The 21,463-nt window shown below is 72.4% G+C and carries 21 protein-coding genes; 12 read left to right on the top strand and 9 right to left on the bottom strand.

Going from position 1 to position 21,463, the window contains the following annotated elements; all coding sequences use genetic code 11:
• Positions 1-4: 4 nt before the first annotated feature.
• Genes MKK52_RS19490 through soxA form a run of 7 tightly spaced genes read left to right on the top strand, consistent with a single transcriptional unit; the run spans position 5 to position 5,804 of the window.
• Positions 5-2,188 (top strand): xanthine dehydrogenase family protein molybdopterin-binding subunit, encoded by a 2,184-nt coding sequence (locus MKK52_RS19490; protein ID WP_243956592.1) that lies wholly within the window; start codon positions 5-7, stop codon positions 2,186-2,188.
• Positions 2,185-2,472 carry a c-type cytochrome gene (locus MKK52_RS19485; RefSeq protein WP_243956590.1) on the top strand — a complete coding sequence of 96 codons (288 nt, stop codon included), beginning with the start codon at positions 2,185-2,187 and terminating at the stop codon, positions 2,470-2,472. Before MKK52_RS19490 ends, MKK52_RS19485 begins: the two co-directional genes overlap by 4 nt.
• Positions 2,469-3,737, top strand: a complete 1,269-nt coding sequence (locus MKK52_RS19480) for an NAD(P)/FAD-dependent oxidoreductase (RefSeq protein ID WP_243956588.1) — start codon at positions 2,469-2,471, stop codon at positions 3,735-3,737. The genes MKK52_RS19485 and MKK52_RS19480 overlap by 4 nt, the downstream gene beginning before the upstream one ends.
• A complete protein-coding gene (gene soxX, locus MKK52_RS19475) occupies positions 3,734-4,201 on the top strand; it encodes a sulfur oxidation c-type cytochrome SoxX (protein ID WP_409564701.1) in 468 nt (155 codons plus the stop codon). Before MKK52_RS19480 ends, soxX begins: the two co-directional genes overlap by 4 nt.
• Positions 4,198-4,677 carry a SoxY-related AACIE arm protein gene (locus MKK52_RS19470; protein ID WP_409564700.1) on the top strand — a complete coding sequence of 160 codons (480 nt, stop codon included), beginning with the start codon at positions 4,198-4,200 and terminating at the stop codon, positions 4,675-4,677. Before soxX ends, MKK52_RS19470 begins: the two co-directional genes overlap by 4 nt.
• A 6-nt stretch (positions 4,678-4,683) precedes the next feature.
• Complete coding sequence (locus MKK52_RS19465) at positions 4,684-5,004, top strand: thiosulfate oxidation carrier complex protein SoxZ (protein WP_243956586.1); 321 nt, start codon at positions 4,684-4,686, stop codon at positions 5,002-5,004.
• A gap of 8 nt (positions 5,005-5,012) precedes the next feature.
• Positions 5,013-5,804 (top strand): sulfur oxidation c-type cytochrome SoxA, encoded by a 792-nt coding sequence (gene soxA, locus MKK52_RS19460; protein WP_243956584.1) that lies wholly within the window; start codon positions 5,013-5,015, stop codon positions 5,802-5,804.
• A gap of 80 nt (positions 5,805-5,884) precedes the next feature.
• On the opposite strand, the gene MKK52_RS19455 is transcribed toward soxA, so the two are convergent.
• The 5 genes from MKK52_RS19455 to MKK52_RS19435 all read right to left on the bottom strand — a co-directional run bounded on the left by MKK52_RS19455 (position 5,885) and on the right by MKK52_RS19435 (position 10,691).
• Positions 5,885-7,741 (bottom strand): ABC transporter ATP-binding protein, encoded by a 1,857-nt coding sequence (locus MKK52_RS19455; RefSeq protein ID WP_409564702.1) that lies wholly within the window; start codon positions 7,739-7,741, stop codon positions 5,885-5,887.
• A gap of 40 nt (positions 7,742-7,781) precedes the next feature.
• Positions 7,782-7,991, bottom strand: a complete 210-nt coding sequence (locus MKK52_RS19450; protein ID WP_243956580.1) for a hypothetical protein — start codon at positions 7,989-7,991, stop codon at positions 7,782-7,784.
• Between the two features lie 51 nt (positions 7,992-8,042).
• Entirely contained in the window at positions 8,043-8,915 is an 873-nt protein-coding gene (locus MKK52_RS19445; RefSeq protein WP_243956578.1) for a type 1 glutamine amidotransferase, read from the bottom strand.
• Positions 8,916-9,045: 130 nt separating this feature from the next.
• Positions 9,046-9,930: an NAD(P)H-hydrate dehydratase gene (locus MKK52_RS19440; RefSeq protein ID WP_243956576.1), complete on the bottom strand. Its 885-nt coding sequence runs from the start codon at positions 9,928-9,930 to the stop codon at positions 9,046-9,048.
• Entirely contained in the window at positions 9,927-10,691 is a 765-nt protein-coding gene (locus MKK52_RS19435) for a histidine phosphatase family protein (protein WP_243956574.1), read from the bottom strand. The genes MKK52_RS19440 and MKK52_RS19435 overlap by 4 nt, the downstream gene beginning before the upstream one ends.
• 102 nt (positions 10,692-10,793) lie before the next feature.
• Here MKK52_RS19435 and MKK52_RS19430 point away from each other — a divergent pair, with 102 nt between their 5' ends.
• Complete coding sequence (locus tag MKK52_RS19430; protein WP_243956572.1) at positions 10,794-11,405, top strand: phosphatase PAP2 family protein; 612 nt, start codon at positions 10,794-10,796, stop codon at positions 11,403-11,405.
• Positions 11,406-11,419: 14 nt separating this feature from the next.
• Here the strand turns inward: MKK52_RS19430 and MKK52_RS19425 are convergent, their stop codons facing one another.
• Positions 11,420-12,475 (bottom strand): sensor domain-containing diguanylate cyclase, encoded by a 1,056-nt coding sequence (locus tag MKK52_RS19425; protein WP_243956570.1) that lies wholly within the window; start codon positions 12,473-12,475, stop codon positions 11,420-11,422.
• A gap of 344 nt (positions 12,476-12,819) precedes the next feature.
• Here MKK52_RS19425 and MKK52_RS19420 point away from each other — a divergent pair, with 344 nt between their 5' ends.
• From MKK52_RS19420 to MKK52_RS19410, 3 genes are read left to right on the top strand one after another with little or no spacing between them, the layout of a single operon-like run.
• Complete coding sequence (locus MKK52_RS19420) at positions 12,820-14,856, top strand: YgiQ family radical SAM protein (RefSeq protein ID WP_243956568.1); 2,037 nt, start codon at positions 12,820-12,822, stop codon at positions 14,854-14,856.
• Between the two features lie 52 nt (positions 14,857-14,908).
• Positions 14,909-16,036 (top strand): metallophosphoesterase, encoded by a 1,128-nt coding sequence (locus MKK52_RS19415; protein WP_243956566.1) that lies wholly within the window; start codon positions 14,909-14,911, stop codon positions 16,034-16,036.
• 7 nt (positions 16,037-16,043) lie between these two features.
• Positions 16,044-17,018 carry an NAD(P)H-binding protein gene (locus MKK52_RS19410; protein ID WP_243956564.1) on the top strand — a complete coding sequence of 325 codons (975 nt, stop codon included), beginning with the start codon at positions 16,044-16,046 and terminating at the stop codon, positions 17,016-17,018.
• A gap of 40 nt (positions 17,019-17,058) precedes the next feature.
• Here the strand turns inward: MKK52_RS19410 and MKK52_RS19405 are convergent, their stop codons facing one another.
• Together MKK52_RS19405 and MKK52_RS19400 are read right to left on the bottom strand one after the other, a co-directional pair.
• Positions 17,059-18,255 carry an FAD-dependent monooxygenase gene (locus MKK52_RS19405; protein ID WP_243956562.1) on the bottom strand — a complete coding sequence of 399 codons (1,197 nt, stop codon included), beginning with the start codon at positions 18,253-18,255 and terminating at the stop codon, positions 17,059-17,061.
• Positions 18,256-18,324: 69 nt separating this feature from the next.
• Entirely contained in the window at positions 18,325-19,656 is a 1,332-nt protein-coding gene (locus tag MKK52_RS19400; RefSeq protein WP_243956560.1) for a glycosyltransferase, read from the bottom strand.
• Between the two features lie 261 nt (positions 19,657-19,917).
• On the opposite strand from MKK52_RS19400, the gene aqpZ reads away from it, so the two are divergent.
• Entirely contained in the window at positions 19,918-20,655 is a 738-nt protein-coding gene (gene aqpZ / locus MKK52_RS19395) for an aquaporin Z (protein ID WP_243956558.1), read from the top strand.
• A gap of 7 nt (positions 20,656-20,662) precedes the next feature.
• On the opposite strand, the gene MKK52_RS19390 is transcribed toward aqpZ, so the two are convergent.
• Positions 20,663-21,421: a DeoR/GlpR family DNA-binding transcription regulator gene (locus tag MKK52_RS19390; protein ID WP_243956555.1), complete on the bottom strand. Its 759-nt coding sequence runs from the start codon at positions 21,419-21,421 to the stop codon at positions 20,663-20,665.
• Positions 21,422-21,463: the final 42 nt, after the last annotated feature.

Below are 21,463 nucleotides of genomic sequence, written 5' to 3'. Positions count from 1 at the left end.
CCGCATGAGCGTCGATCAGAAGGCCCCCCGCCCCTCCCGCCGCGCGATGCTGGCCGGTGCCGGCCTGTTCACCCTCGGCTTCCACATTCCGTTCAAGGCCACGGCCGCGACCCTCGACGGGGCGCCCCAGGCCCCGGAGGTGAACGCCTGGGTCGTGGTGAAGCCCGACGAGACCGTGGTGATCCGCATCGCCCGCTCGGAGATGGGCCAGGGCACCCTCACCGGCCTCGCCCAACTCGTCGCGGAGGAACTCGGCTGCGATTGGGCCCGCGTCACCACCGAATATCCGAGCCCGGGCCAGAACCTCGCCCGCAAGCGCGTCTGGGGCGATTACTCCACCGGCGGCAGCCGGGGCGTGCGCGATTCCCATGAATACGTCCGCAAGGGCGGTGCCGCCGCCCGGATGATGCTCGTCGCCGCCGCCGCGAAGGGCTGGGGCGTGCCCGAGGCCGAGTGCCGGGTGGAGCGCGGGGTGATCACCCACGGCCCGTCCGGCCGCAGCACCACCTTCGGCGCGGTCAGCGCCGAGGCGGCGAAGATCGCCCCGCCCCAGGACGTGGCGCTCAAGGACCCGAAGGACTGGACCATCGCCGGCAAGCCGCTGAAGCGGCTCGACACCCTGCCCAAGCTCGACGGCAGCCAGGTCTACGGCCTCGACCTGAAGCTCCCCGGCCTCCTCAACGCCGCGATCCGCGATTGCCCCGTCACCGGCGGCACCGTGAAGAGCTTCGATGCGGCAGCGGTGTCGGCCATGCCCGGCGTGAAGCGGGTGATCCCGGTCGGCGACAGCGCCGTCGCCGTGGTGGCCGACACGTTCTGGCGGGCCAAGACCGCCCTCGACGCCCTGGCGATCGTCTGGGACGAGGGGCCGAACGCGGCGGTGTCCAGCGAGACCATCGCGGCGACCCTCCGCGAAGGGCTCGACGCCGATCAGGCCTTCGTCGGCAACAAGGCCGGCGACGTGGCAGGCGCGCTGAAGGGCGCCGCCAAGGTGGTGGAGGCCGTCTACGGCGTGCCGTTCCAGAACCACGCCACGATGGAGCCGATGAACGCCACCGCGCTGTGGACACCGGAGCGCTGCGAGGTCTGGACGCCGACGCAGAACGGCGAGGCGGCGCTGGCTGCCACCGCCGACGCCGCCGGCCTGCCGGCCACGTCCTGCGAGGTCTACAAGATCCATCTCGGCGGCGGCTTCGGCCGGCGCGGCGCCACGCACGATTGGGTGCGTCAGGCCGTGCTGATCGCCAAGGAGATGCCGGGCACGCCGGTCAAGCTGATCTGGACCCGCGAGGAGGACATGACGCATGGCCGGTACCACCCGGTCACGCAGTGCCGGATGCGCGCCGCCCTCGACGCGGACGGCACCCTGACCGGGCTGCACATGCGCATCTCCGGCCAGTCGATCCTCGCCGCCATCGCCCCCCAGCGCATGGTGGAGGGCCGCGATCCCGTCACCTTCCAGGGGCTCAACCCCGGCGGGCCGGAGGCGGCGATCGGCTACACGATCCCGAACCTCCTGATCGACCACGCCATGCGCAACCCGCACATCCTGCCGGGTTTCTGGCGGGGCGTGAACCTGAACCCGAACGCCATCTACCTCGAATGCTTCATGGACGAGCTGGCCCATGCCACCGGCCAGGATCCCCTCGCCTTCCGTCTGAAATTGATGGACAAGCACCCGAAGCACCGGGCCGTGCTGCAGGCGGTGGCCGAGCGGATCGGCTGGGACAGCAAGCCGCCGGAGGGCGTCTTCCGCGGCATTTGCCAGACGATGGGGTTCGGCAGCTACGTGGCGGGCGCGGCCGAGGTCTCGGTCTCCGACCAGGGCGAGGTGAAGATCCACCGCATCGTGGCGGCCACCGATCCCGGCCATGCGGTCAACCCGCAGCAGATCGATGCGCAGGTGGCGGGCTCCTTCGTCTACGGCCTGTCGGCGGCCCTCTACGGTGCCTGCACCGTGAAGGACGGGCGGATCGAGCAGACGAACTTCGACAGCTATCCCGTCATGAAGATGGACGCGATGCCGGCGGTCGAGGCGATCCTGATGCCCTCCGGCGGGTTCTGGGGCGGCGTCGGCGAGCCGACCATCGCCGTGGCGGCGCCGGCCGTGCTGAACGCCGTCTTCGCGGCCACGGGCAAGCGGGTGCGCCACCTTCCCCTGAGGGACACGGACCTGCGCCGGGCATGAGGACGCCGCTGCCGGGGCTCGCGCTCCTAGCCGCCCTCACCACGGGCGCGGGCGGCGCCGAGATGCGCCCGCCGCCGGGCGCCTCGTCCTGCACCGGCTGCCATGCCGAGGGTTCGGCGATGGGCGTGCTGGCGGGGCGGCCGGAAGCCGAGATCGTCGGCGCGCTCGACGCCTTCCGCGGGGGCACCCGCCCGGCGACGATCATGAACCGCATCGCCAAGGGGTTCGACGCGCAGGAATCCCAGGCCATCGCCGCCTGGTTCGCGGCGCAGGCGCCCCGATGAGGCGCGCGGCCTCCCCGGAGCCGACGCGCCGCGCGGTGATCGGCGCCGCCGCCGCGAGCGTGCTGGCGCGCCCGGCGCTCGGCGGCACGCCTCCGCGCGTCGTGGTGATCGGCGCCGGGTTCGGCGGCGCCACGGCGGCGCGCGGCCTCGCCGCCGGGGGCGTCGACGTCACCCTGGTCGAGGCGTCCGAACGCTACATCGCCTGCACCGGCAGCAACGCGGTCGTCGTGGGCCTGCGCGGGATCGACGCCCAGACCTTCGGCTACGACGCCCTCGGCCGGGCCGGTCTGCGATTCGTCCGCGCCACCGCCACCGGAATCGATGCCACCGCCCGCCGGGTGAGCCTCGGCGACGGGACGGCGCTGCCCTACGACCGCCTGATCCTCTCCCCGGGCATCGACCTGCGCTTCGACGCCATCCCCGGCTACGACGCGAAGGCCGCCGAGGCGATGCCCCATGCCTGGAAGGCCGGGGAGCAGACTTTGCGCCTCGCCCGCCAGCTCGACGCCATGCCGGAGGGCGGCACGGTGGTGCTCTCGGCGCCCGCCAACCCCTATCGCTGCCCGCCCGGCCCCTACGAGCGCGCGAGCCTGATCGCCCACTTCCTCAAGACGCGGAAGCCCCGGGCGAAGCTCGTCCTGCTCGACGCCAAGGACACGTTCTCGAAGCAGAAGCTGTTCGAGGCGGCCTGGGCCAGGCTCTACCCGGACGTGATCGAGTACGTGCCCCTCGCCGCGGGCGGCGCGGTGACGGAGGTCGATCCGGCGGGGATGGTCGTGCGCACCGACTTCGCCGAGTACAAGGCGGATGTGGCCTGCATCATCCCGCCCCAGCGGGCCGGGCGCATCGCGGCGCAGGCCGGCTGCGCCGACCGCAGCGGCTGGTGCCCGATCGACCCCGTGACCTTCGAATCGCGCCTCGTGCCGGGCATCCACGTGATCGGCGACGCCGCCATCGCCGGGGCGATGCCGAAATCCGCCTTCTCCGCCAACTCGCAGGGCAAGGTCTGCGCCCAGGCGGTGATCGACCTGCTGGCCGGGCGGGAGCCCGAGAGCCCGAAGCTCATCAACACCTGCTGGAGCCTCGTCGCCCCGGGCCACGGCATCTCCATCGCGGGTGTCTTCCACCCGGCCGACGGCCTCCTCGCCGACGTGCCGGGCGCCGGCGGCATCAGCCCCCTCGACGCGCCGGAGGACGTCCAGGCGCGGGAGGCGGCCTATGGCGAGAGCTGGTACCAGACGATCACCCGGGACGTGTTCGGGTGAGGCGGCGCGAGCGGGCCGCGCGCCTCCTCGCGGCGCTGCTGGGGCTCGCTGCCGCGCCGACGCGGGCCGGGGACGGCATGGTGCCCTACACCGTCGTCGGCGACGCGATCCCCGCATCCCTGACCGGCGCGCCGGGCGATCCCGTCCGGGGGCGGGCCATCGTCGCCGACCGGACCCGGGGGCTCTGCCTGCTCTGCCATGCCGGGCCCTTCCCGGAGGAGCGCTTCCAGGGCAACCTCGCTCCCGACCTCGCGGGGGTCGGCGCGCGCCGCAGCCCGGCGCAGCTGCGCCTGCGGCTGGTGGACGGGCGGGCGTTGAACCCCGACACGATCATGCCATCCTATTACAGCCTCGCGGGGCTCACCCGCGTGGGGAAGGCGTGGCAGGGGCGCCCGATCCTCGGCGCGGGCGAGATCGAGGATATCGTCGCCTTCCTGGCGACCCTGCGCGAGGAGAGCCGATGAGCACGCGGAGCGGACGGAGCGCGATGGACCGGCGCCGGGTGCTCGCCGGGGCGGCCGGGGCCACCCTGGCGGTGGCCCTGCGCCCCGCCATTGCGGCGACGCTGCCGCGCACCGAGACCACCGAAGCCGCCATCAGGCGCTTTTTGGGCGACAACCCGATCCGGCCGGGGCGGGTGACGCTGGACCTGCCGCCGCTGGTGGAGAACGGCAACACGGTGCCGCTCGCCGTGAGCGTCGAGAGCCCGATGACCGCCGAGGACCATGTGCGCCGCATCGGCGTGTTCAACGAGAAGAACCCGCAGCCGAACGTGATGACGGTGCATCTGCGGCCGGGCGCCGGCCGGGCGCAGGTCTCGACCCGGATCCGCCTCGCCGACACGCAGCGCATCACCGCCATCGCCGAGATGAGCGACGGCACCTACTGGTCGGCGAGCGCGGACGCCATCGTGACCCTCGCCGCCTGCCTGGAGGGCTGAACCCGCATGGCCCGCGCCCTGATCAACCTGCCCAAGACCGCCAAGGCCGGCGACGTGATCGCGATCAAGACGCTGATGGCGCACCCGATGGAGACGGGGTTCCGCCCTGGCGCGGACGGCCGCATCCTGCCGCGCAACATCGTGACGGAGTTCGTCTGCCGCTTCGAGGACGAGGAGATCTTCCGGGCCGAACTCTTCCCCGCCTCGGCGGCCAACCCGTTCTTGACCTTCACCTGGGTCGCGACGAGGAGCGGCCGCTTCAGCTTCACGTGGCGCGGCGACGGGGGGTTCGATCAGACCGAGACGGCGTCGATCACCGTGGCCTGAGCCCGGCCATGCCGCGCCGCTCCGGGACGTCGCCGCCGGCCGCCCTCCTGGCCATCCTGCTCTCCGGCACCCTGGCGGGGGCGGAGCCCATCGCCCCGGCCGACCGGCGCTCTGGCTTCGACCAGATGAGCCCCGCGATCCAGGCCATGCAGCGGGACGACGAGTCCAATCCCGGCCTGCTCGCCGTCGCGGACGGGGCCGAACTCTGGACGGCGCGTCCCCCCTCCGGCCGGCCGGCCTGTTCCGGGTGCCACGGCGAGGCCGCGTCGAGCCTGCGCGGCGTGGCGGCGCGCTACCCGGCCTGGGACGCGCGGATGGAACGGCCCATCGACCTGCAGGACCGGGTGAATGCCTGCCGCCGGGAGCACCAGGGCATCGAGCCCCTCCCCTACGAGAGCCCCGACCTGCTGGCGCTGACGGCCTTCGTCGCCACGCAGTCGCGCGGCCTGCCCATCGCCCCGCCGGACGATGACCGTTTGACACCCGCTCGGAATCGGGGCCGCGCGCTGTTTGAGGCCCGCCAGGGGCAGCTCGGCCTGTCCTGCGCGATCTGCCACGACGACCTGTGGGGCCGCCGCCTCGGCGCGGCGGTGATCCCCCAGGGCCAGCCGACCGGCTACCCGCTCTACCGCCTCGAATGGCAGGGGCTCGGCTCCCTGCAGAGGCGCCTGCGCAACTGCCTCACCGGCATGCGGGCGGAGCCCTTCGCCTACGGCGCGCCGGACTTCGTCGCCCTCGAACTCTACCTCGCGACGCGGGCCGCGCCGCTGCCGGTGGAGACGCCGGCGGTGCGGCCCTGAGTCAGGCCGCGATCTTCCTGCACTCGGCGGCGCAGGCCTTGCACGAATCGCGACGGCCGAGCCTGCGGCGATAGAGCCGCCTAGCGGTAGGCGGCGGCCTGCAGCTCGAACAGTTCGGCGTAGCGCCCACCGTTGCGGACCAGCTCCTCGTGCGTGCCCGCCTCCCGCACCCGGCCGTCCCCGAGCACGACGATCCGATCCGCGCGGCGGACGCTGGAGAAGCGATGCGAGATCAGGAGCGCGGTGCGCCCTAGGGCGAGGGCGCGGAGGCGGGCGAACACCTCGGCCTCCGCGCGGGCGTCCAGGGCGGCGGTCGGCTCGTCGAGGATCAGCACCTCGGCCTCGCGCATGTAGGCGCGGGCGATGGCGAGCTTCTGCCACTCGCCCCCGGAAAGATCGACCCCGTCCTCGAAGCGCCGCCCCAGCCGCTGGCCGTAGCCCGCCGGCAGCCGCTCCACCACGGTGTCGGCCAGGGCGCGGCCCGCCGCGTCCTCGATGCGGGGCGCGTCGTCCTGCGCCTCGATGCGCCCGACGGCGATGTTCTCCCCCGCCGTGAGATCGAAGCGGACGAAATCCTGGAAGATCACGCCGATGCGCGTGCGCAGGACGTCCGGGTCGTAGTCGCGCAGGTCCCGCCCGTCGAGCAGGATGCGCCCCTCGGTCGGGTCGTAGAGACGCGCCAGGAGCTTGACGATCGTGGTCTTGCCGCTGCCGTTCTCGCCCACCAGCGCCACGACTTCGCCGGCCCGGATCGTTAGGGAGAGGTCGCGCACCGCCCAGCGCTCCGCACCCGGATAGCGATAGCCCACCGCCTCGAACACGAAGCCGTCGCGGATCGGCGTGGGGAACGGGGCCGGCTCGGCGGGCGCGCGGACACGGGGCGCGAGGGCGAGGAACGTGAACAGGTCGTCCAGATACTGCGCCTGCCCCGAGAGCTGGGAGAGACCGAGCAGCAGCCCCTCGACGAGGCCGCGCAGCCGCAGGAAGGCGCCCGTGAGGAAGGTAAGGTCGCCGAGCGTGAGCGTGCCAGTGGCCGTGCGCAGGGCGATCACGAGGTAGGCGAGGTAGTAGGCGAGCGTGCCGAGGCTGGCGAAGAGCCCGCCCGCCACGGCCCGGCGCAGGGCGAGGCGGGTGTTCTCTTGCAGGGCGCGGTCGGCGAGGATGCCGAAGCGCGCGGAGAGGTAGCCGCTCAGGCCGAACAGCTTGATCTCCTTGGCGGTCTCCGCCCCGGCCCCGAGCTGGCGCATGTAGTCGCCCTCCCGCCGCTCCGGCGAGCGCCGGTAGGCGAGGCGATAGCCCTGCCGGTTGAAGTGAAGCTCGTTCAGGAAGGCCGGGATCAGGGCGAGGACGAGCAGGACGACGAGCCAGGGCAGGAACGCCACGACGGCCACGGCCAGGGACAGGGCGGTCAGGCCGTCCTGAAGCTGGCCGAGGAGCTGGCCCATCGGGTTCGCGCGCCACGCGACCTGACGCCGGGCGCGCTCCAGCCCGTCCTGCACCGCGGGGTCCTCGAACTGCGCGAGATCGAGGGTGGCGGCATGGGCCATCAGCCGCAGGGTGATGGCGTTGCCGGTCCTCTCGGCCAGCACGCCGTCCACGAGGGTCGTCGCCCGCCCGAGCAGGTCGGAGGCGAGGGCCAGGGCGAATTCGATCCCGATCAGCAGTTCGACGTGCCGCTGGAGCGGCGCGGTGAACCACGCTCCGGCACCCGCCGCCCCGGCGGGGTCGGCCCGCCCGGCAACGACCGTGTCGACCACGAGCTTGGCGACGTACAGCATCAGTGCCGGCACCGCCGCGCGGGCGAGCCGCAACCCGACGCTGAGAAGCGTCAGGGCGCGGCTCGTGGACCAGGCGAGCCGGAATAGGGCCGGCAGGTGCCGCAGGGGGCCGATCCGTGTCGCGGTGGCGCGGCGGAGCCGTTTGGTGGCTGACGACAGCAAATCGGATCTCGCGCCGCTAGATCGTGCGTGCCCGACCTTACCGCAGGGTGGCCGGCTCGCCCGGCTTCAGATGCGGCTCGCCCCCATCGGGACCGCCGGGGGAGACGTGGTCGTTCAGCCGCGTCAGATGCTCGAACACATGCTCGAAGGCCGCCGTGACGGCCTTCTCGAAGGATCCGTCACGCTTGTCCTGGGCAACCTTCAGGGCGTTCAGCAACTGACGGTGCGTTTCGGTGTCGCTCGACATGACACTCCTCCTGGCCGACGAGAGGTCGGCACGGGGGGCAAGCCTGCGGCCTCAGTGCAGGTTCCTGATCGCGACCCGACGAAGGCTTTCGAGGAAGTTGCGCAGCTCCGTCAGCCGCCGCCGCTCGTCCGTCACCTGCTCGTCGAGGCCGAGACGCCACGCGAGGTCGGGCCGCTCCGGCTCGCGGTGGAGCGCGTCGATCTGCCCGGCATAGCCCTCGATGTCGGCGCGGTCGCGGGCGAGCCCCGCCTCCACGAGGCCGTCCGCCTGCCGCCGCAGGGCGCCGGCCACCTCGTCCAGGCCGATCTCGGGGTGGTACTGCACGCCCCAGAACGTCCCCCGTCCGAAACGGATCTCGGCGGCCTGGACCGTCGTGAGGCCGTTCTCAGCCAGCAGCACGGCGCCGGGCGGCAGGGCCTCGACCTCGTCGGTGTGGATCGACGGCGCGTCGAAGGCGGCGGGCCGTCCGGCCAGGAGCGGATGCGCGCGGCCCGCCTCGGTCGGGGTGATCCGCCGCGCGAAGGCCGCCTCCGGCCGGCGGACGTTCGGGCGGACGCTGCCGCCCGCCGCCACGGTGGCGACCTGCAGGCCGGCGCAGGAGCCGAACGAGGGCGTGCCGGCGTCGAAAACGGCCCGCATGAAGGCGATGGCGCGCCGGGTCTCGGGCGTCTCGTCGTAGAGGTGCAGGGGCGATCCGCTGAACAGCACCGCGTCGTAATCGGCGGGCGAGGTGCCCGCCGGGAGCGCGGCATCCGCGTCGGAGGGGAAGACCCGGTCGCAGACGGCGCCGGGCGCGAGCCGGCTCAGGACGTCGAGATAGGTCTCGCCGGAGGAGCGGCCCACGCTGGCGCGGCGCTCGTCCCGCGCCTCCGGGGTTTCGCTCTCGGCGACGAGCAGGCGCGGGGTCTGACGGTCGGGGGCCACATTCTGCCTTTGCGATGGGGGTCCTCGGGCGGGCTCGGCGAGCAGGACGGAGCGCGAGGGTGCAATGCCTAGCACCAACCCCCGAAGGGCAGTGCGTATGCGTGCGGCATGCTGGCAGGCGGGAGGAGGCCTAGCCCATCGTCTCGCGCAGCAGGCCCGGCACCACGCCGGAGATCTCCCGCGCCAGGAAGCCGATGGGACCGATCGAGCCGGCCAGATGACGGCCGGCTTCGCCGTGCAGGAACACCCCCCACAGGGCGGCGGAGAGGGGTTCGAGGCCACGGGCGAGGAGCCCGACGACGAGGCCGGCGAGCACGTCGCCGGAGCCCGAGGTCGCCAGCCCGACGCCGCCGCCATCGTAGAGCCAATGGCCGCCCTGCGGGTCCACGATCGTCGTCGCGGCGCCCTTCATCACCACCACCGTCCCGAGCAGGTCGGCGGCCGCCCGCGCCGCGTCGAGGGGGTCCGCCTCGACCGCATCCCGGCTGCGGTCGAGGAGTTGCGCCATCTCACCGGCATGGGGCGTGATCACCGCCCGCTGGCCGACCGCCCTCACCGCCTCCGCATGGACGGCGAGGCCGCACAGGGCGGTGGCGTCGAGGATGAAGGCGGGAGACCCCTCCGCGCGGAGCAGCCCGGCCGTGAGCGAGGCGGAGGCGTCGTCGCCCATCATGCCGGGCCCGATCAGGACGGCTTGGCAGCCCCCCGCCATGCGCAGCAGGTCGTCGGCGGCGCGCGGGGCGTCCACGCCGCCGTCGGAGTCTTCGGGCAGGCCCACGACCATCGCCTCGGGCACCATCAGCCCCATGCCGGCGGCCGCGCTCGCGACGGTGGCGATCTTGAGCTTCCCGGCGCCCACGCGCAGGGCCGCGACGCCGGCCAGCAGGGCCGCCCCCGGAACCGAGGCCGAGCCGCCGATGACCAGGACGCTGCCGCGCGCGTCCTTGCTGCCCTCCCGGGGGACCGGGAGCGGGTGCTCCCGGAGCAGGGAGGGGGTGAGGATGCTGGGGGTCATCGGGCCGCCACGTTCGCGTCAGGCTCGGAGGTCACCGTCGCGCCGCCTTCGGTGATCGGCGCGACGAAGTTGTAGCGGTCCAGGGCGAGGTGGCCGGCGCCGTCCCCCGACGGGCGGAGGGCGTATTCGGTCACCGAGCAGTTCGCGACGTCGCCCTCGGCGTCGATGCCCAGGATCTGCGCCTCGGTCATGTCCTCGATCAGGTAGCGCAGGCACAGGACCACGACCTGATGCGCGACGATCAGCACCCGCCGCTCGGGGTAATGCAGGGACACGGTGTCGAGCGCGCTCCGCAGGCGCAGGATCACGTCGCACCAGCTCTCGCCGGATGGCGGCCGATGATAGAACTTGCCGAGGCGGCGGCGCATGGCGGCCTGCTCGGGATGCAATTGCTCGACGCCGGTGCGGGTCAGCCGGTCGAGGATGCCGAGTTCCCGCTCGCGCAGCCGCTCGTCGATGTGCGACGCGGGCGCCCCCGGCGACAGGCCGCCTGCCGCGCGGATGCGGTCGGCGGTCTGCCGCGCCCGGAGGTAGGGCGAAGCCAGCACGATCTCAGGACGGGCTCCCTTGGGCTGGTCCGCGAACCAGCGCCCCACGCTGTCGGCCTGATGCGTACCGCGCGCGCTGAGGGGCACATCGACGTCGCGCTCGGCGATGTCGATCCGGGCGAGGCTCGCGCCGTGGGCGGCCTCCGCCGCGACATTGCCGGCGCTCTCACCGTGCCGCACGATCCACAGCCGGCTCGGCCAGCGCTGGTGCATGAACTTCGCCCTTCGATTGCGTTCGGCAACGCCCTTCGGGCCCTCGGGTTCGCGGGCGGCGAGCGCGCACCGAACGAATGCCGGCCTTGCGCGTTCATGGCCATGCTTGCGCGAACCCCCGACCGTCCCCCCCACATCAGCCCCGCCGACCCCGCCAACCGGTTCGAGGCAGCGGACGTCGCCGCCGGCCTCCGGCTGGCGCGCGGCAAGGATCATCCCGTGGTGCGCAGGCTCGGGAGCGCGAGCGAGATCGGAAGCTGGAAATCGCTGCTGGCGCTGTCCGCCGGCACCCTGGCCCTGGGCCTCGCGGCGCGGGACCGCCGGCTCGCGGCGGCGGGGCGGCACATGCTGGAGGCCGGCATCCTGGCCAGCCTCGTGAAGACGAGCCTGAAGCGGACGGTGCACCGGACCCGCCCCAACGTCGTCCTGGACGAGGGCTACTACGCACGGGGATGGCCGGGGACGAATGTCGGGCCGTGGCAATCCTTCCCATCGGGCCATTCCGCCCTGAGCGCCGCCGTCGCCTGCGCGGCCGTCCGCGCCTATCCCGAGGTCGCGGGGCCCGCCTATGCCGTCGCCGCCGGGATCGTCGCGGCGCAGGTCCTGCGCGGCGCCCATTTCCCCGCCGACGTGCTGGCGGGGGCGGCCATCGGCGTCGCGGCGGAATACGCCGTCGACCGGGTGACGCACGAGCGCCGCCGGCCCCCGCGCTGAGCGCGATCAGCCGCTCAGGCCGCGCCCCTCCGGCGCAGGACGGGCTCGCGCGCGCCGTCCTCGACGGTCTGCGCGAACTGGAAGGTGCAACGGCCGGAGGCCTTGGCCGCGTAGAGCGCCTTGTCGGCCCGCGTATGAAGCGCCTCGCCGTGAACCGGCCCGGCGGCGGCGAGGGCGATACCGATGCTCACGCCGATCTGCCGTTCATGGCCGTCGAGGTCGAAGGGTGAGGAGAGCGCGGCGATCAGCCGTTGCGCCAGGGTGATGGCCCTCGCCCGGTCCGCCCCCGGCTGGATCACGACGAACTCGTCGCCGCCGAGCCGCGCCACCACGTCCTCGTCCCGCACCGCCGCGCGCAGGCGGTCGGCGACGGATTGGAGCAGGCGGTCGCCGACATGGTGGCCGAAGCTGTCGTTGATCGCCTTGAACCGGTCGAGGTCGAGGCAAAGCAGGGCGAAGCCGTCATGGCCCCGCTGCGCCCGCGCGATCTCGCCCTGCAGGCATTCGCGGAATTGCAGGCGGTTCGGCAGGCCGGTCAACGGATCGTGCCGCGCCAGGTGGGCGAGCCGCGCCTCGCGCTCGCGCAGCAGGCGCTCCGTCTTGTGCAGCCGCAATTGCGCGGTGACGATCCGGGCGAGGTTCTGCAACTGCCCGCGCTGCCGGGCCGTGAAGGTGCGCGGGACACGGTCCATCACGCACAGGCTGCCGACCTGAAGGCCGGGGGCGACCTCCAGCGGGGCGCCCGCATAGAACCGGACCCGTTCCGCCCCCACCACGAGGAGGCTGTCGCGGAAGCGCGGGTCCTGCGCCGCATCCTCGACGACGAGAACCTCGTCCGACACGACGGTGTGGGTGCAGAAGGATTCGCCGCGTTCCGTGCCCGGCAGGCCGATGCCGCAGCGGCCCTTGAACCACTGGTCGGTCTCGGTGACGAGGGACACGAGGGCGATGGGCGCCCGGAAGAGGTCTCGGGCCGTCTCGCAGATCGCGGTGAAGTGGTCCTCGGGCGCCGTGTCCAGGATGTCGAGATCGAGCAGGGCTTCGAGCCGGGCGGCTTCGCGAGGATGCACCGGTACCATCGGGAGCCCTGACTTCCGCTTCGTGACGCGCCACTCGGTAACGGCGCAGTTTCGGGAAGGGTCACCGTAGGTTCGAAGACTTACGGGGAATTAAACGTGCAAGGTAAATTGAAATTCGCTGCACAGCTCGCAAATGCGGTTTCCGCGCATACTACCGCCAAGCTTCCTCGACACTTGTGGCGGTGGTGGCATCACCTTCCCATTTAGGCGGCTCCGCTCAAGCTTATCGCCCGCCCTGCGAACGGGAGTCCCGGTGTCGCGCCGTCAGTAAAGGAGCCGGCGCCGCGTATCTGCCATTCGTTGAGGTCTTGAGCCGGGCGCATTATGCAGTGTCCATGGAACTCCAGATTTCTCCCGAACGGCCCGTGGCGCCCCTCGCCTGCACGCCGCCGCGTGCCGGAAAGGCGGCGCCGTTCCTGCCGATGAGCCGCGCCGAGATGGCCGCCCTCGGCTGGGATGCCTGCGACATCGTTCTGGTGACGGGCGACGCCTACGTGGACCATCCGAGCTTCGGCATGGCCATCATCGGCCGGCTGCTCGAATCGCAGGGGTTCCGGGTCGGCATCATCGCGCAGCCCGATTGGCAGTCGGCGGAGCCGTTCAAGGCGCTGGGCAAGCCGCGGCTGTTCTTCGGCGTGACCGGCGGCAACCTCGATTCGATGGTGAACCGCTACACCGCCGACCGCCGCCTACGCCACGACGACGCCTACACGGCCGGCGGCGAGGGCGGCCGGCGGCCCGACCGCTGCACCATCGTCTACACGCAGCGCTGCCGCGAGGCCTACAAGGACGTGCCGATCGTGCTCGGCGGCATCGAGGCGTCGCTGCGCCGGATCGCCCATTACGATTACTGGTCCGACAAGGTGCGCCGCTCGATCCTGGCGGACGCGAAGGCCGACCTGCTCCTGTACGGCAATGCCGAGCGCGCCGTGATCGAGGTGGCGAACCGCCTCGCGGCCGGCGAGGCGCCGCACGAGCTCGACTCCGTGCGGGGCGTCGCCCTGTTCCGCCGGGTGCCCGCCCACTACACCGAGCTGCCCGCCGACGACCTCGACTCCGCGGACGAGGCCGCCTCCCGCAAGCCCGGCGAGACCGTGATCCGGCTCCCCGCCTACGAGCAGGTGAAGGACGACAAGGAAGCCTATGCCCGCGCCTCGCGGGTGCTGCACCGGGAGGCCAACCCCGGCAACGCGCGCCCGCTCGTCCAGCGCCACGGCGACCGCGACCTGTGGCTGAACCCGCCGCCGATCCCGCTGAGCAGCGAGGAGATGGATTCGGTCTACGACCTGCCCTACGCCCGCGCCCCCCATCCGTCCTACGGCGATGCGAAGATCCCCGCCTGGGACATGATCAAGTTTTCGGTGACGATCATGCGCGGCTGCTTCGGCGGCTGCACCTTCTGCTCGATCACCGAGCACGAGGGCCGGGTGATCCAGAACCGCTCGGAGGGCTCGATCCTGCGCGAGATCGAGCGGATCCGCGACAAGACCCCCGGCTTCACGGGCGTCATCTCGGATGTCGGCGGGCCGACCGCGAACATGTACCGGATGGCCTGCAAGGACCCGAAGATCGAGTCCGCCTGCCGCCTCCCCTCCTGCGTGTTCCCGGACATCTGCCCGAACCTCAACACCTCGCACGACGACCTGATCCGGCTCTACCGGAAGGTCCGCGAAGTGAAGGGCGTCAAGAAGGTGATGGTCGCCTCCGGCGTGCGCTACGACCTCGCGGTCCGGAGCCCGGAATACGTCAAGGAACTCGTGACCCACCATGTCGGCGGGCGCCTGAAGATCGCGCCCGAACACACCGAGCGCGGCCCCCTCGACAAGATGATGAAGCCGGGGATCGGCACCTACGACCGGTTCAAGGCGATGTTCGACGCCGCCGCGAAGGAGGCGGGCAAGAAGTACTACCTGATTCCGTACTTCATCGCGGCGCATCCCGGCACGACCGACGAGGACATGATGCACCTCGCGCTCTGGCTGAAGAAGAACGATTACCGCGCCGACCAGGTGCAGACCTTCCTGCCCTCTCCCATGGCGACCGCCACGGCCATGTATCACACCGAGATCAACCCGCTGCGCGGCGTGCGGCGGGGCGGCAGCGAGCCGGTGGAGGCGATCAAGGGGATGCGCCAGCGGCGGCTGCACAAGGCGTTCCTGCGCTACCACGACCCCGAGAACTGGCCGCTCCTGCGCGAGGCGCTGCGCGAGATGGGCCGGGCCGACCTCATCGGCCCGAGGCCGGACCAGTTGGTGCCCTTCTCGCAGCCGCCGGGGGCCGGCGCGGGCGCGGGCATGGGCAAGCCCGGGGGCCGAGGCCGCCACGCGGGTCGCCCGGTCTTCACCACCAAGGGCGTGCCGCTGAGGAAGTGACGGCCGGGCGGCAAGCTTTGCTTTGCATGGGCCGCTCGCCATGTAGCGGCCTATGATCCGATTGATCCCCAGCCTGCCCGCCCTCTACGTCGCCGCGCGGGTCGTGTGGCCGAGCCCCTGGCCCCTCGCGGTCAAGCTCGCCGCGACCGTCCTGCTGATCGCGGCGTCCCAGTACCACCTGTGGAGCCGCCTCTCCTCGGGATCGGTCTTCGCGCCGGAATTCCCCCGCCCGGTGGTGATCCTGTTCAACGAGGCGTTCGGCGCCCTGGCGCTGGCGGCGCCGATGCTCCTCGCCCTCGATGCGGTGGCGCTGGTGGGCTGGGTCGTGCCCGGCGGCGGATGGGCCGTCCCCCTGGCCTGGCGGTACGCGGCGGTGATCGCGGCCCTGGTCCTGGCGGCATTGGCCGTGGCCCAGGCCGTGCGCGTGCCGCCGCTGAAGGACGTGACGGTGGCGATCCCCGACCTGCCCCCCGCCTTCGACGGCTACACGCTCCTCCACCTCTCCGACCTGCACCTCAGCCGGCTGTTCCCGGCGCCCTGGGCCGAGGCCGTCGTCACCCGCGCCAACGCCCTCCGCACCGACCTGATCGTGGTGACGGGCGACTTCATCGACGGCGCCCTCGCCTCCCGGCGGGACGACGTCGCGCCGCTGCGCGCCCTGACGGCCCCGGACGGGGTCTGGGCCGTGCCCGGCAACCACGAATATTTCTTCGATTACGAGGCCTGGATGCGCCACCTCGGCGGGATGGGGATCCGCATGCTGGCCAACGCCCATACGGTTCTCCGGCGCGAGGGCGGGGCGCTCGTGCTGGCGGGCGTGACCGACCGTTCGGCCCCCGCCACGGGCCATCCGGGACCCGACCTCGCCGCCGCGCTGGCGGGCGCCCCGGCCAAGGCGCCGGTCGTGCTGCTCGATCACCAGCCCGGCAACGCCGCCAAGGCGGCCGCGCAGGGAGTGCGGCTGCAATTGTCGGGGCACACCCATGGCGGCATGATCCGGGGCCTCGACCGCCTGGTGGCGCGGGGGAATGCCGGGTTCGTCTCCGGGGCGTACCGGGTCGGGGGCATGGTGCTCTACGTCAGCAACGGGACCGCCCTGTGGCCGGGCTTTGCCCTGCGCCTCGGCCGCCCCTCCGAGCTGACGCGGATCACCCTGCGGGCGGGCGGAGCGTTGCAATGAGGCGTCCATGACCCCGGATCGGCCGGACGGTGCGAGGCCCCGCCGCGTCCTCGTCCTGGGGGCGACGGGCACGATCGGCCGGGCGACCGTGCGGGCGCTCGCCGCGCGCGGCCATGACGTCACCTGCCTCATCAGGCGCCCCGCCGAGACCGGCACCGTCACGCGGATCGTAGACCTCACCGATCCGGTCTCGGTGGCGCGCGACGGCCTGCGCGGCGAGACCTTCGACGTGCTGGTGTCCTGCCTCGCGTCGCGCACCGGCCTTCCCGACGACGCCTGGGCGATCGATCACCGGGCGCAGGTGAACGCCCTCCACGCCAGCCGGGCGGCCGGCGTGACCCATGTCGTGCTCCTGTCGGCGATCTGCGTCCAGAAGCCCCTCCTCGCCTTCCAACACGCCAAGCTCGCCTTCGAGGCGGAGCTGATCGCGTCGGGGCTCGACTACACGATCGTCCGGCCGACGGCGTTCTTCAAATCCCTCTCGGGGCAGATCGAGCGGGTGAGACGCGGCAAGCCGTTCCTCGTCTTCGGCGACGGGACCCTGACGGCCTGCAAGCCGATCAGCGACGACGACCTCGGCCGCTACCTCGCGGATTGCCTCGACGCCGAGGGGCGGCGCAACCGCGTGCTGCCGATCGGCGGCCCCGGCGAGGCGATCACGCCACGGGCGCAGGGTGAGCGGCTCTTCGCCCTGCTCGGGCGCGAACCGCGCTTCCGGCACGTTCCGGTGGCGCTCCTCGACGGCATCGTCGCCGTCCTGTCGACCCTCGGGCGATGGGTGCCGTCCCTGGCGGCCAAGGCGGAGCTCGCGAAGATCGGCCGCTACTACGCGACCGAATCCATGCTCGTCCTGGACCCCGCGACCGGGCGCTACGACGCGCAGGCTACCCCCTCGACCGGGTCGGAGACGCTGTTCGACTATTACGCCCGCGTGATCCGGGGCGAGGCCGCCGCCGAGCGTGGGGACCACGCCGTGTTCTGACGGGAAAGGGGCTGCCCCCGCGCGCCGCCGCGATGCGACCTCAAAGCGGCCGTTCGGCGTAGCGCGACAGGTCCGGCTCGCCGCTGCCGCCGAAGGACAAGGCGGCGCCCAGGCGCCGAACCGCCGGTCGGCTCGCGACATTCAACACCCCGTGCAGCAGGCGAATGCCGAGGGGTGTGAGCGGATTCATCAGCTTCGGGGCGATCTTCGGGACACCCTGGCCCTTCTCCACGAACGGGCGCATCGCCCGGTCATAGGCCGAGAAGGCGGCGGCGACGTCGTCGTGGCGCAGCAACTCTCCCACCAGCACGTAGGCCCCGGCGATGGCCAGCGTCGTGCCGATGCCCGCGAGCGGCGTGGCGCACCACGCCGCGTCGCCCGTCAGCACCACGCGTCCGGACGACCAGCGCTTCATCCGCACTTGCCGCAGGACGTCGAAGTAGAAATCGTCCGCCTGCGCCAGCCCCGCCAGGACGCGGTCGGCCTGCCATCCGGCATCGGCGAAGCGCTCCCGCAGCAGGGCCTTCTGCCGGGCGATGTCCCAATTCTGCTCCGCGCCGGGGCGCTGGCGCAGCGTCAGCATCGCCCGCGTCGTCCCGTGCCGATCGGGCCGCAAGGAGATGCCGCGCCCGCCCGTCGCGTTGAACCAGCGCCACATCCGGGTGTCGTCGGGGGTGCGGGGGATGGTGAAGTACGCGATGGTCAGGTCCATCCAGCGCGGGTCGTTCTCGCCGGGAAAGACGAGCTCGCGGGTCGATGAGCCGACGCCCTCGGCGACGATCACCGCGTCGTAGCGCTCCGTCCCCCCGCCCGCGAAGGTCACGGCCACGTCGTCCCGCTCCTCCACGACGCGCACCACGCTCTCGCCGAAGCGGTAGCGGGCCCTCTCCCGGGCCGGTTCGTAGAGGAGGCGGGCCAGGTCGCCGCGCAGGATCTCCATCTCGGCGGTCGGGCCGCCGCTCTCGAAGCCCGCCAGATCGAACCGGGCGGCGATCCGCCCCTCCCCGTCGATCCAGGCCGTGCCTTCCTCGCCGGTGCCGGCATCGAGGGCGGCGCGTTCCAGGCCCATCTGGCGCAGCACCTCGCGCCCGACGCCGCGGACATCGACGTTCTGCCCGCCGTCCCGGAACGCGGGCGCGCGCTCCACGACCGTGACGTCACAGCCGCTGCGGCCGAGCCACCAGGCGGCGACGTTGCCGGCGATGCTGGCACCGGTGATCAGGATGCGACGAGCCATGCGAGAGACACCTCCGGCCGGTGCAACCCCGCATCGCCGGACAGGTTGCCGGAGGGTAGAGCGCCCGCCCTACGCGATCGGGGCGGCGAGCCGCCGGTACGCCCCGGCCGGCGATCCGTCGCCATGGGCCATCGCCTCGACCAGGGCGCAGGCGTCGGCGATCCCGTTCTCCCGCGCGCACCGCCGCCGTGCCTCCACGCAGGTCTGAAGGATCGTCGGATCGCTCATCATCCGCGACAGCGCGGCGGCGCCGTGCCGGGCGAACGCCTTTCGGGAGAGGTGGACGCCGAGACCGAGCCGCGCGACCCGCGTGGCGTTGTCCGGTTGATCGAAGGCGTTCGGGACGACCATCTGCGGGATCCCGGCCTCCAGCGCCTCGAAGCACGTGCCGATCCCGCCATGGTGGATGAGCGCCGCCGCCTGGGGGAGCAGGATATCGAACGGGGCGCGGCCGATGGCGAACTGGTCCGGCGGCAGAGGGCCGGCGGCGGGCTCCGCATCCCCCATGACGAGCACCGCCCGGCGGCCGGCTTCGGCGCAGACCCGCGAGGCCGTGCGGAAGAAGTCGCGTCCGTGCCGCATCGTCGATCCGTTGGTCACGACGACCGGCTTCGCCCCCGCCCGCAGGAAGGCGGCGAGATCCGCGCTCAGTTCGCCCGTGAAGCCCACGGTCTCGACGCGGGGAAACCCCGTCTGCCGGGTCTGGGGCAGCCAGTCGGGCTGGGGGGGCGCGAACCAGGGCGGCACCATCAGGCACAGCCGGTCGGGCGAGGGCAGCCAATCCGAGAGGTTACGGATCGGACCCAGGCCGAGTTCGGCGCGCAGGGCGTTGAGGGCCGGAAGGCGCTCGGGATCGACGACGTACCGCTCCGCGAGGCGCTGGAGACGATGGATCGCCGCGCCGGGCATCCAGGCCGGCAGGGGCAGGCCGGGCAGGACCGGCGGCCAATGGCGGCTGCGCATGAGGAAGGGCGACAGGAAGACCGTCATCAGCGGAAAGTCCTGAAGGTCCCGCGCGAGGCGCAAGCCGAAGCTCAGCATTCCGCCGACCGCCACGAAGGGCGCGCCCTCCGCCAGGGACCGGCACCGGGCCTCCTCGACGATGCGCCGGCTGGGCTCGGCGAGTTCGACCGCGAGGTCGAACATCAGCTTCATGCCGCGTTTCGGGTGCCAGAGCGCGGGGTCGGCGTGCAGCGCTTCCATGCGCCGCGTCGAGCCGATGGCGCGGAAGGCGAGGCCGCTCTCCTCGACCCGCTCGCGGAAGTTGGACGTCGTGGCGAAGGTGACGGCGTGGCCGCGCGCGCGCAACGCCCTGCCGAGATCCAGGAAGGGGATGACATCGCCGAGACTGCCGAAGTTCGAGAGCACGACATGGGCCGTCGTCCGGTGGTGCTGATTCATGCGCTCGGTTCGCCTCGGCCGGTCGGCAGCACGCAAGAACCGGTTGCGCACAAGGCAGTTCCAAAATTTATCGCGGGGCGGCCGATCAACTGTTCTTGGGAACGGCTCGCCGTCGAACGCGCGGAAGCCTAAGCTATCGTCGCCGAACGAAGCTACCGATTCTGTCCGCTTCGCTAGATCCGAGCCGGATCGCGCCACAGGGACCCATTTCGAAAGCTTACAATGACCTAATTCAAGAGATTTCCCCGAGGGAGGACCATCATGGACCATGACATGAAACGACGCACGGCGGCCGAATTCTTCGGCACCTTCTGGCTCACCTTCGGCGGCTGCGGGGCCGCCGTCCTGTCAGCGGCCTTCCCCGAACTCGGAATCGGCTTCGTCGGCGTCGCCCTGGCCTTCGGCCTGACGGTCCTCAGCATGGCCTACGCGGTCGGCCACATCTCGGGCGGGCATTTCAACCCCGCCGTCACCCTCGGTCTCTGGGCCTCGGGGCGCTGCGCCAACAAGCACGTCGGGCCCTACATCGTCGCGCAACTCGTCGGCGCCGTCGTCGCGGCGGGCGCCCTCTACCTGATCGCCTCGGGCAAGGCGGGCTGGGTGCCGAAGGGCTTCGCGTCGAACGGCTACGGCGACCTCAGCCCCGGCCAATACGGGCTCGGCGCCTGCCTCGCCATCGAGGTGCTGACGACGTTCTTCTTCCTGCTGATCATCATCGGTTCGACCTCGAAGGGCGCCGCCAGCGGCTTCGCCGGCATCCCCATCGGCTTCGCGCTGGTGCTGATCCACCTCGTCTCGATCCCGGTGACGAACACCTCGGTGAATCCGGCCCGCTCGACCGGCGTCGCCCTGTTCGCCGGCGGCGAGTACGTGGGGCAGCTCTGGCTGTTCTGGCTTGCCCCCATCGCGGGCGCCATGATCGCCGGCACCCTGGCGAAGTGGCTCTACGACGACGGCAAGATCGTCGACACCGTCGTCGTCGAGCGGCGGATCGCGTAGCCGCCGCTCAGGCCTCGGCTACCACGACCTGCGCGCCGGCCTCGGCCAGGGCCTGCCGCTGGTCCCGCGCGGCGCGGGCATCCGTCACCAGGGTCCAGCGGCGGGGCAGAGGGGCCCAGGCCATCTGCTCCGCGCGGCCGAGCTTGCCGGCGGTGGCGAGGACGATCGTGTCCTCCGCCTGCGCCATCATCGCGGATTTGAGCGCGACCTGATCGAGGCTCGCCTCGCACAGGCCCCGCCCGGCGACGACGCCGTCCGCGCTCGTCACGAGGCGGTTCGCCGTCAGCCGTCGCATCGCCTCCACGGCCAGGGGCCCGACGGTGCTCATGCTCGTCGCCCGCAGCCCGCCGCCGAGGACGATCAGGTCGATGTCCGGCGCGCGGGCCAGATAGGGAAGCAGCGCGAGGTTGTTCGTGACGATGCGCAGCCGGCGGTCCACCAGCAGGCGGCCGAAGGCCGTCACGGTCGAGCCGGCATCCAGGATGAGGGTTTCGCCGTCCGCGATCAGGGCGAGGGCGGCCCGCGCGATGGCCTGCTTCTCCGGGCCGTCGATCGCGAGCCGTTGGTCCAGGGTGGTCTCGGGCGGCCCTCCGGCCAGGATGGCGCCGCCATAGGTCCGCCGCACGGCCTTGGTGTCCGACAGGTGCTGGAGGTCGCGCCGGACGGTCGAGGCCGAGACGCCGAACCGCCGGGCGAGATCGTCCACGTCGATCTCCCCGAGTTCGAGCGCCGCCAGCAGCCGCGCACGGCGTTCCGTCCCCCGCATGCCCGTGCCATCTCCCTCCGCCCCGATCAGGGGGGCCGGCGC

This window comes from Methylobacterium sp. J-067, assembly GCF_022829465.1.
Taxonomy (GTDB): domain Bacteria; phylum Pseudomonadota; class Alphaproteobacteria; order Rhizobiales; family Beijerinckiaceae; genus Methylobacterium; species Methylobacterium litchii.
The sequence above is the reverse complement of the archived record's forward strand: the minus strand, read 5'-3'. Positions and strand labels throughout refer to the sequence as shown.

Coding starts and splice junctions, on each gene's coding strand:
- MKK52_RS19490 (WP_243956592.1), top strand. CDS start 5: ATGAGCGTCGATCAGAAGGCCCCCCGCCCCTCCCGCCGCGCGATGCTG.
- MKK52_RS19485 (WP_243956590.1), top strand. CDS start 2,185: ATGAGGACGCCGCTGCCGGGGCTCGCGCTCCTAGCCGCCCTCACCACG.
- MKK52_RS19480 (WP_243956588.1), top strand. CDS start 2,469: ATGAGGCGCGCGGCCTCCCCGGAGCCGACGCGCCGCGCGGTGATCGGC.
- MKK52_RS19470 (WP_409564700.1), top strand. CDS start 4,198: ATGAGCACGCGGAGCGGACGGAGCGCGATGGACCGGCGCCGGGTGCTC.
- MKK52_RS19465 (WP_243956586.1), top strand. CDS start 4,684: ATGGCCCGCGCCCTGATCAACCTGCCCAAGACCGCCAAGGCCGGCGAC.
- soxA (WP_243956584.1), top strand. CDS start 5,013: ATGCCGCGCCGCTCCGGGACGTCGCCGCCGGCCGCCCTCCTGGCCATC.
- MKK52_RS19450 (WP_243956580.1), bottom strand. CDS start 7,991: ATGTCGAGCGACACCGAAACGCACCGTCAGTTGCTGAACGCCCTGAAG.
- MKK52_RS19440 (WP_243956576.1), bottom strand. CDS start 9,930: ATGACCCCCAGCATCCTCACCCCCTCCCTGCTCCGGGAGCACCCGCTC.
- MKK52_RS19435 (WP_243956574.1), bottom strand. CDS start 10,691: ATGCACCAGCGCTGGCCGAGCCGGCTGTGGATCGTGCGGCACGGTGAG.
- MKK52_RS19430 (WP_243956572.1), top strand. CDS start 10,794: ATGCTTGCGCGAACCCCCGACCGTCCCCCCCACATCAGCCCCGCCGAC.
- MKK52_RS19420 (WP_243956568.1), top strand. CDS start 12,820: ATGGAACTCCAGATTTCTCCCGAACGGCCCGTGGCGCCCCTCGCCTGC.
- MKK52_RS19415 (WP_243956566.1), top strand. CDS start 14,909: ATGATCCGATTGATCCCCAGCCTGCCCGCCCTCTACGTCGCCGCGCGG.
- MKK52_RS19410 (WP_243956564.1), top strand. CDS start 16,044: ATGACCCCGGATCGGCCGGACGGTGCGAGGCCCCGCCGCGTCCTCGTC.
- MKK52_RS19405 (WP_243956562.1), bottom strand. CDS start 18,255: ATGGCTCGTCGCATCCTGATCACCGGTGCCAGCATCGCCGGCAACGTC.
- MKK52_RS19400 (WP_243956560.1), bottom strand. CDS start 19,656: ATGAATCAGCACCACCGGACGACGGCCCATGTCGTGCTCTCGAACTTC.
- aqpZ (WP_243956558.1), top strand. CDS start 19,918: ATGGACCATGACATGAAACGACGCACGGCGGCCGAATTCTTCGGCACC.
- MKK52_RS19390 (WP_243956555.1), bottom strand. CDS start 21,421: ATGCGGGGGACGGAACGCCGTGCGCGGCTGCTGGCGGCGCTCGAACTC.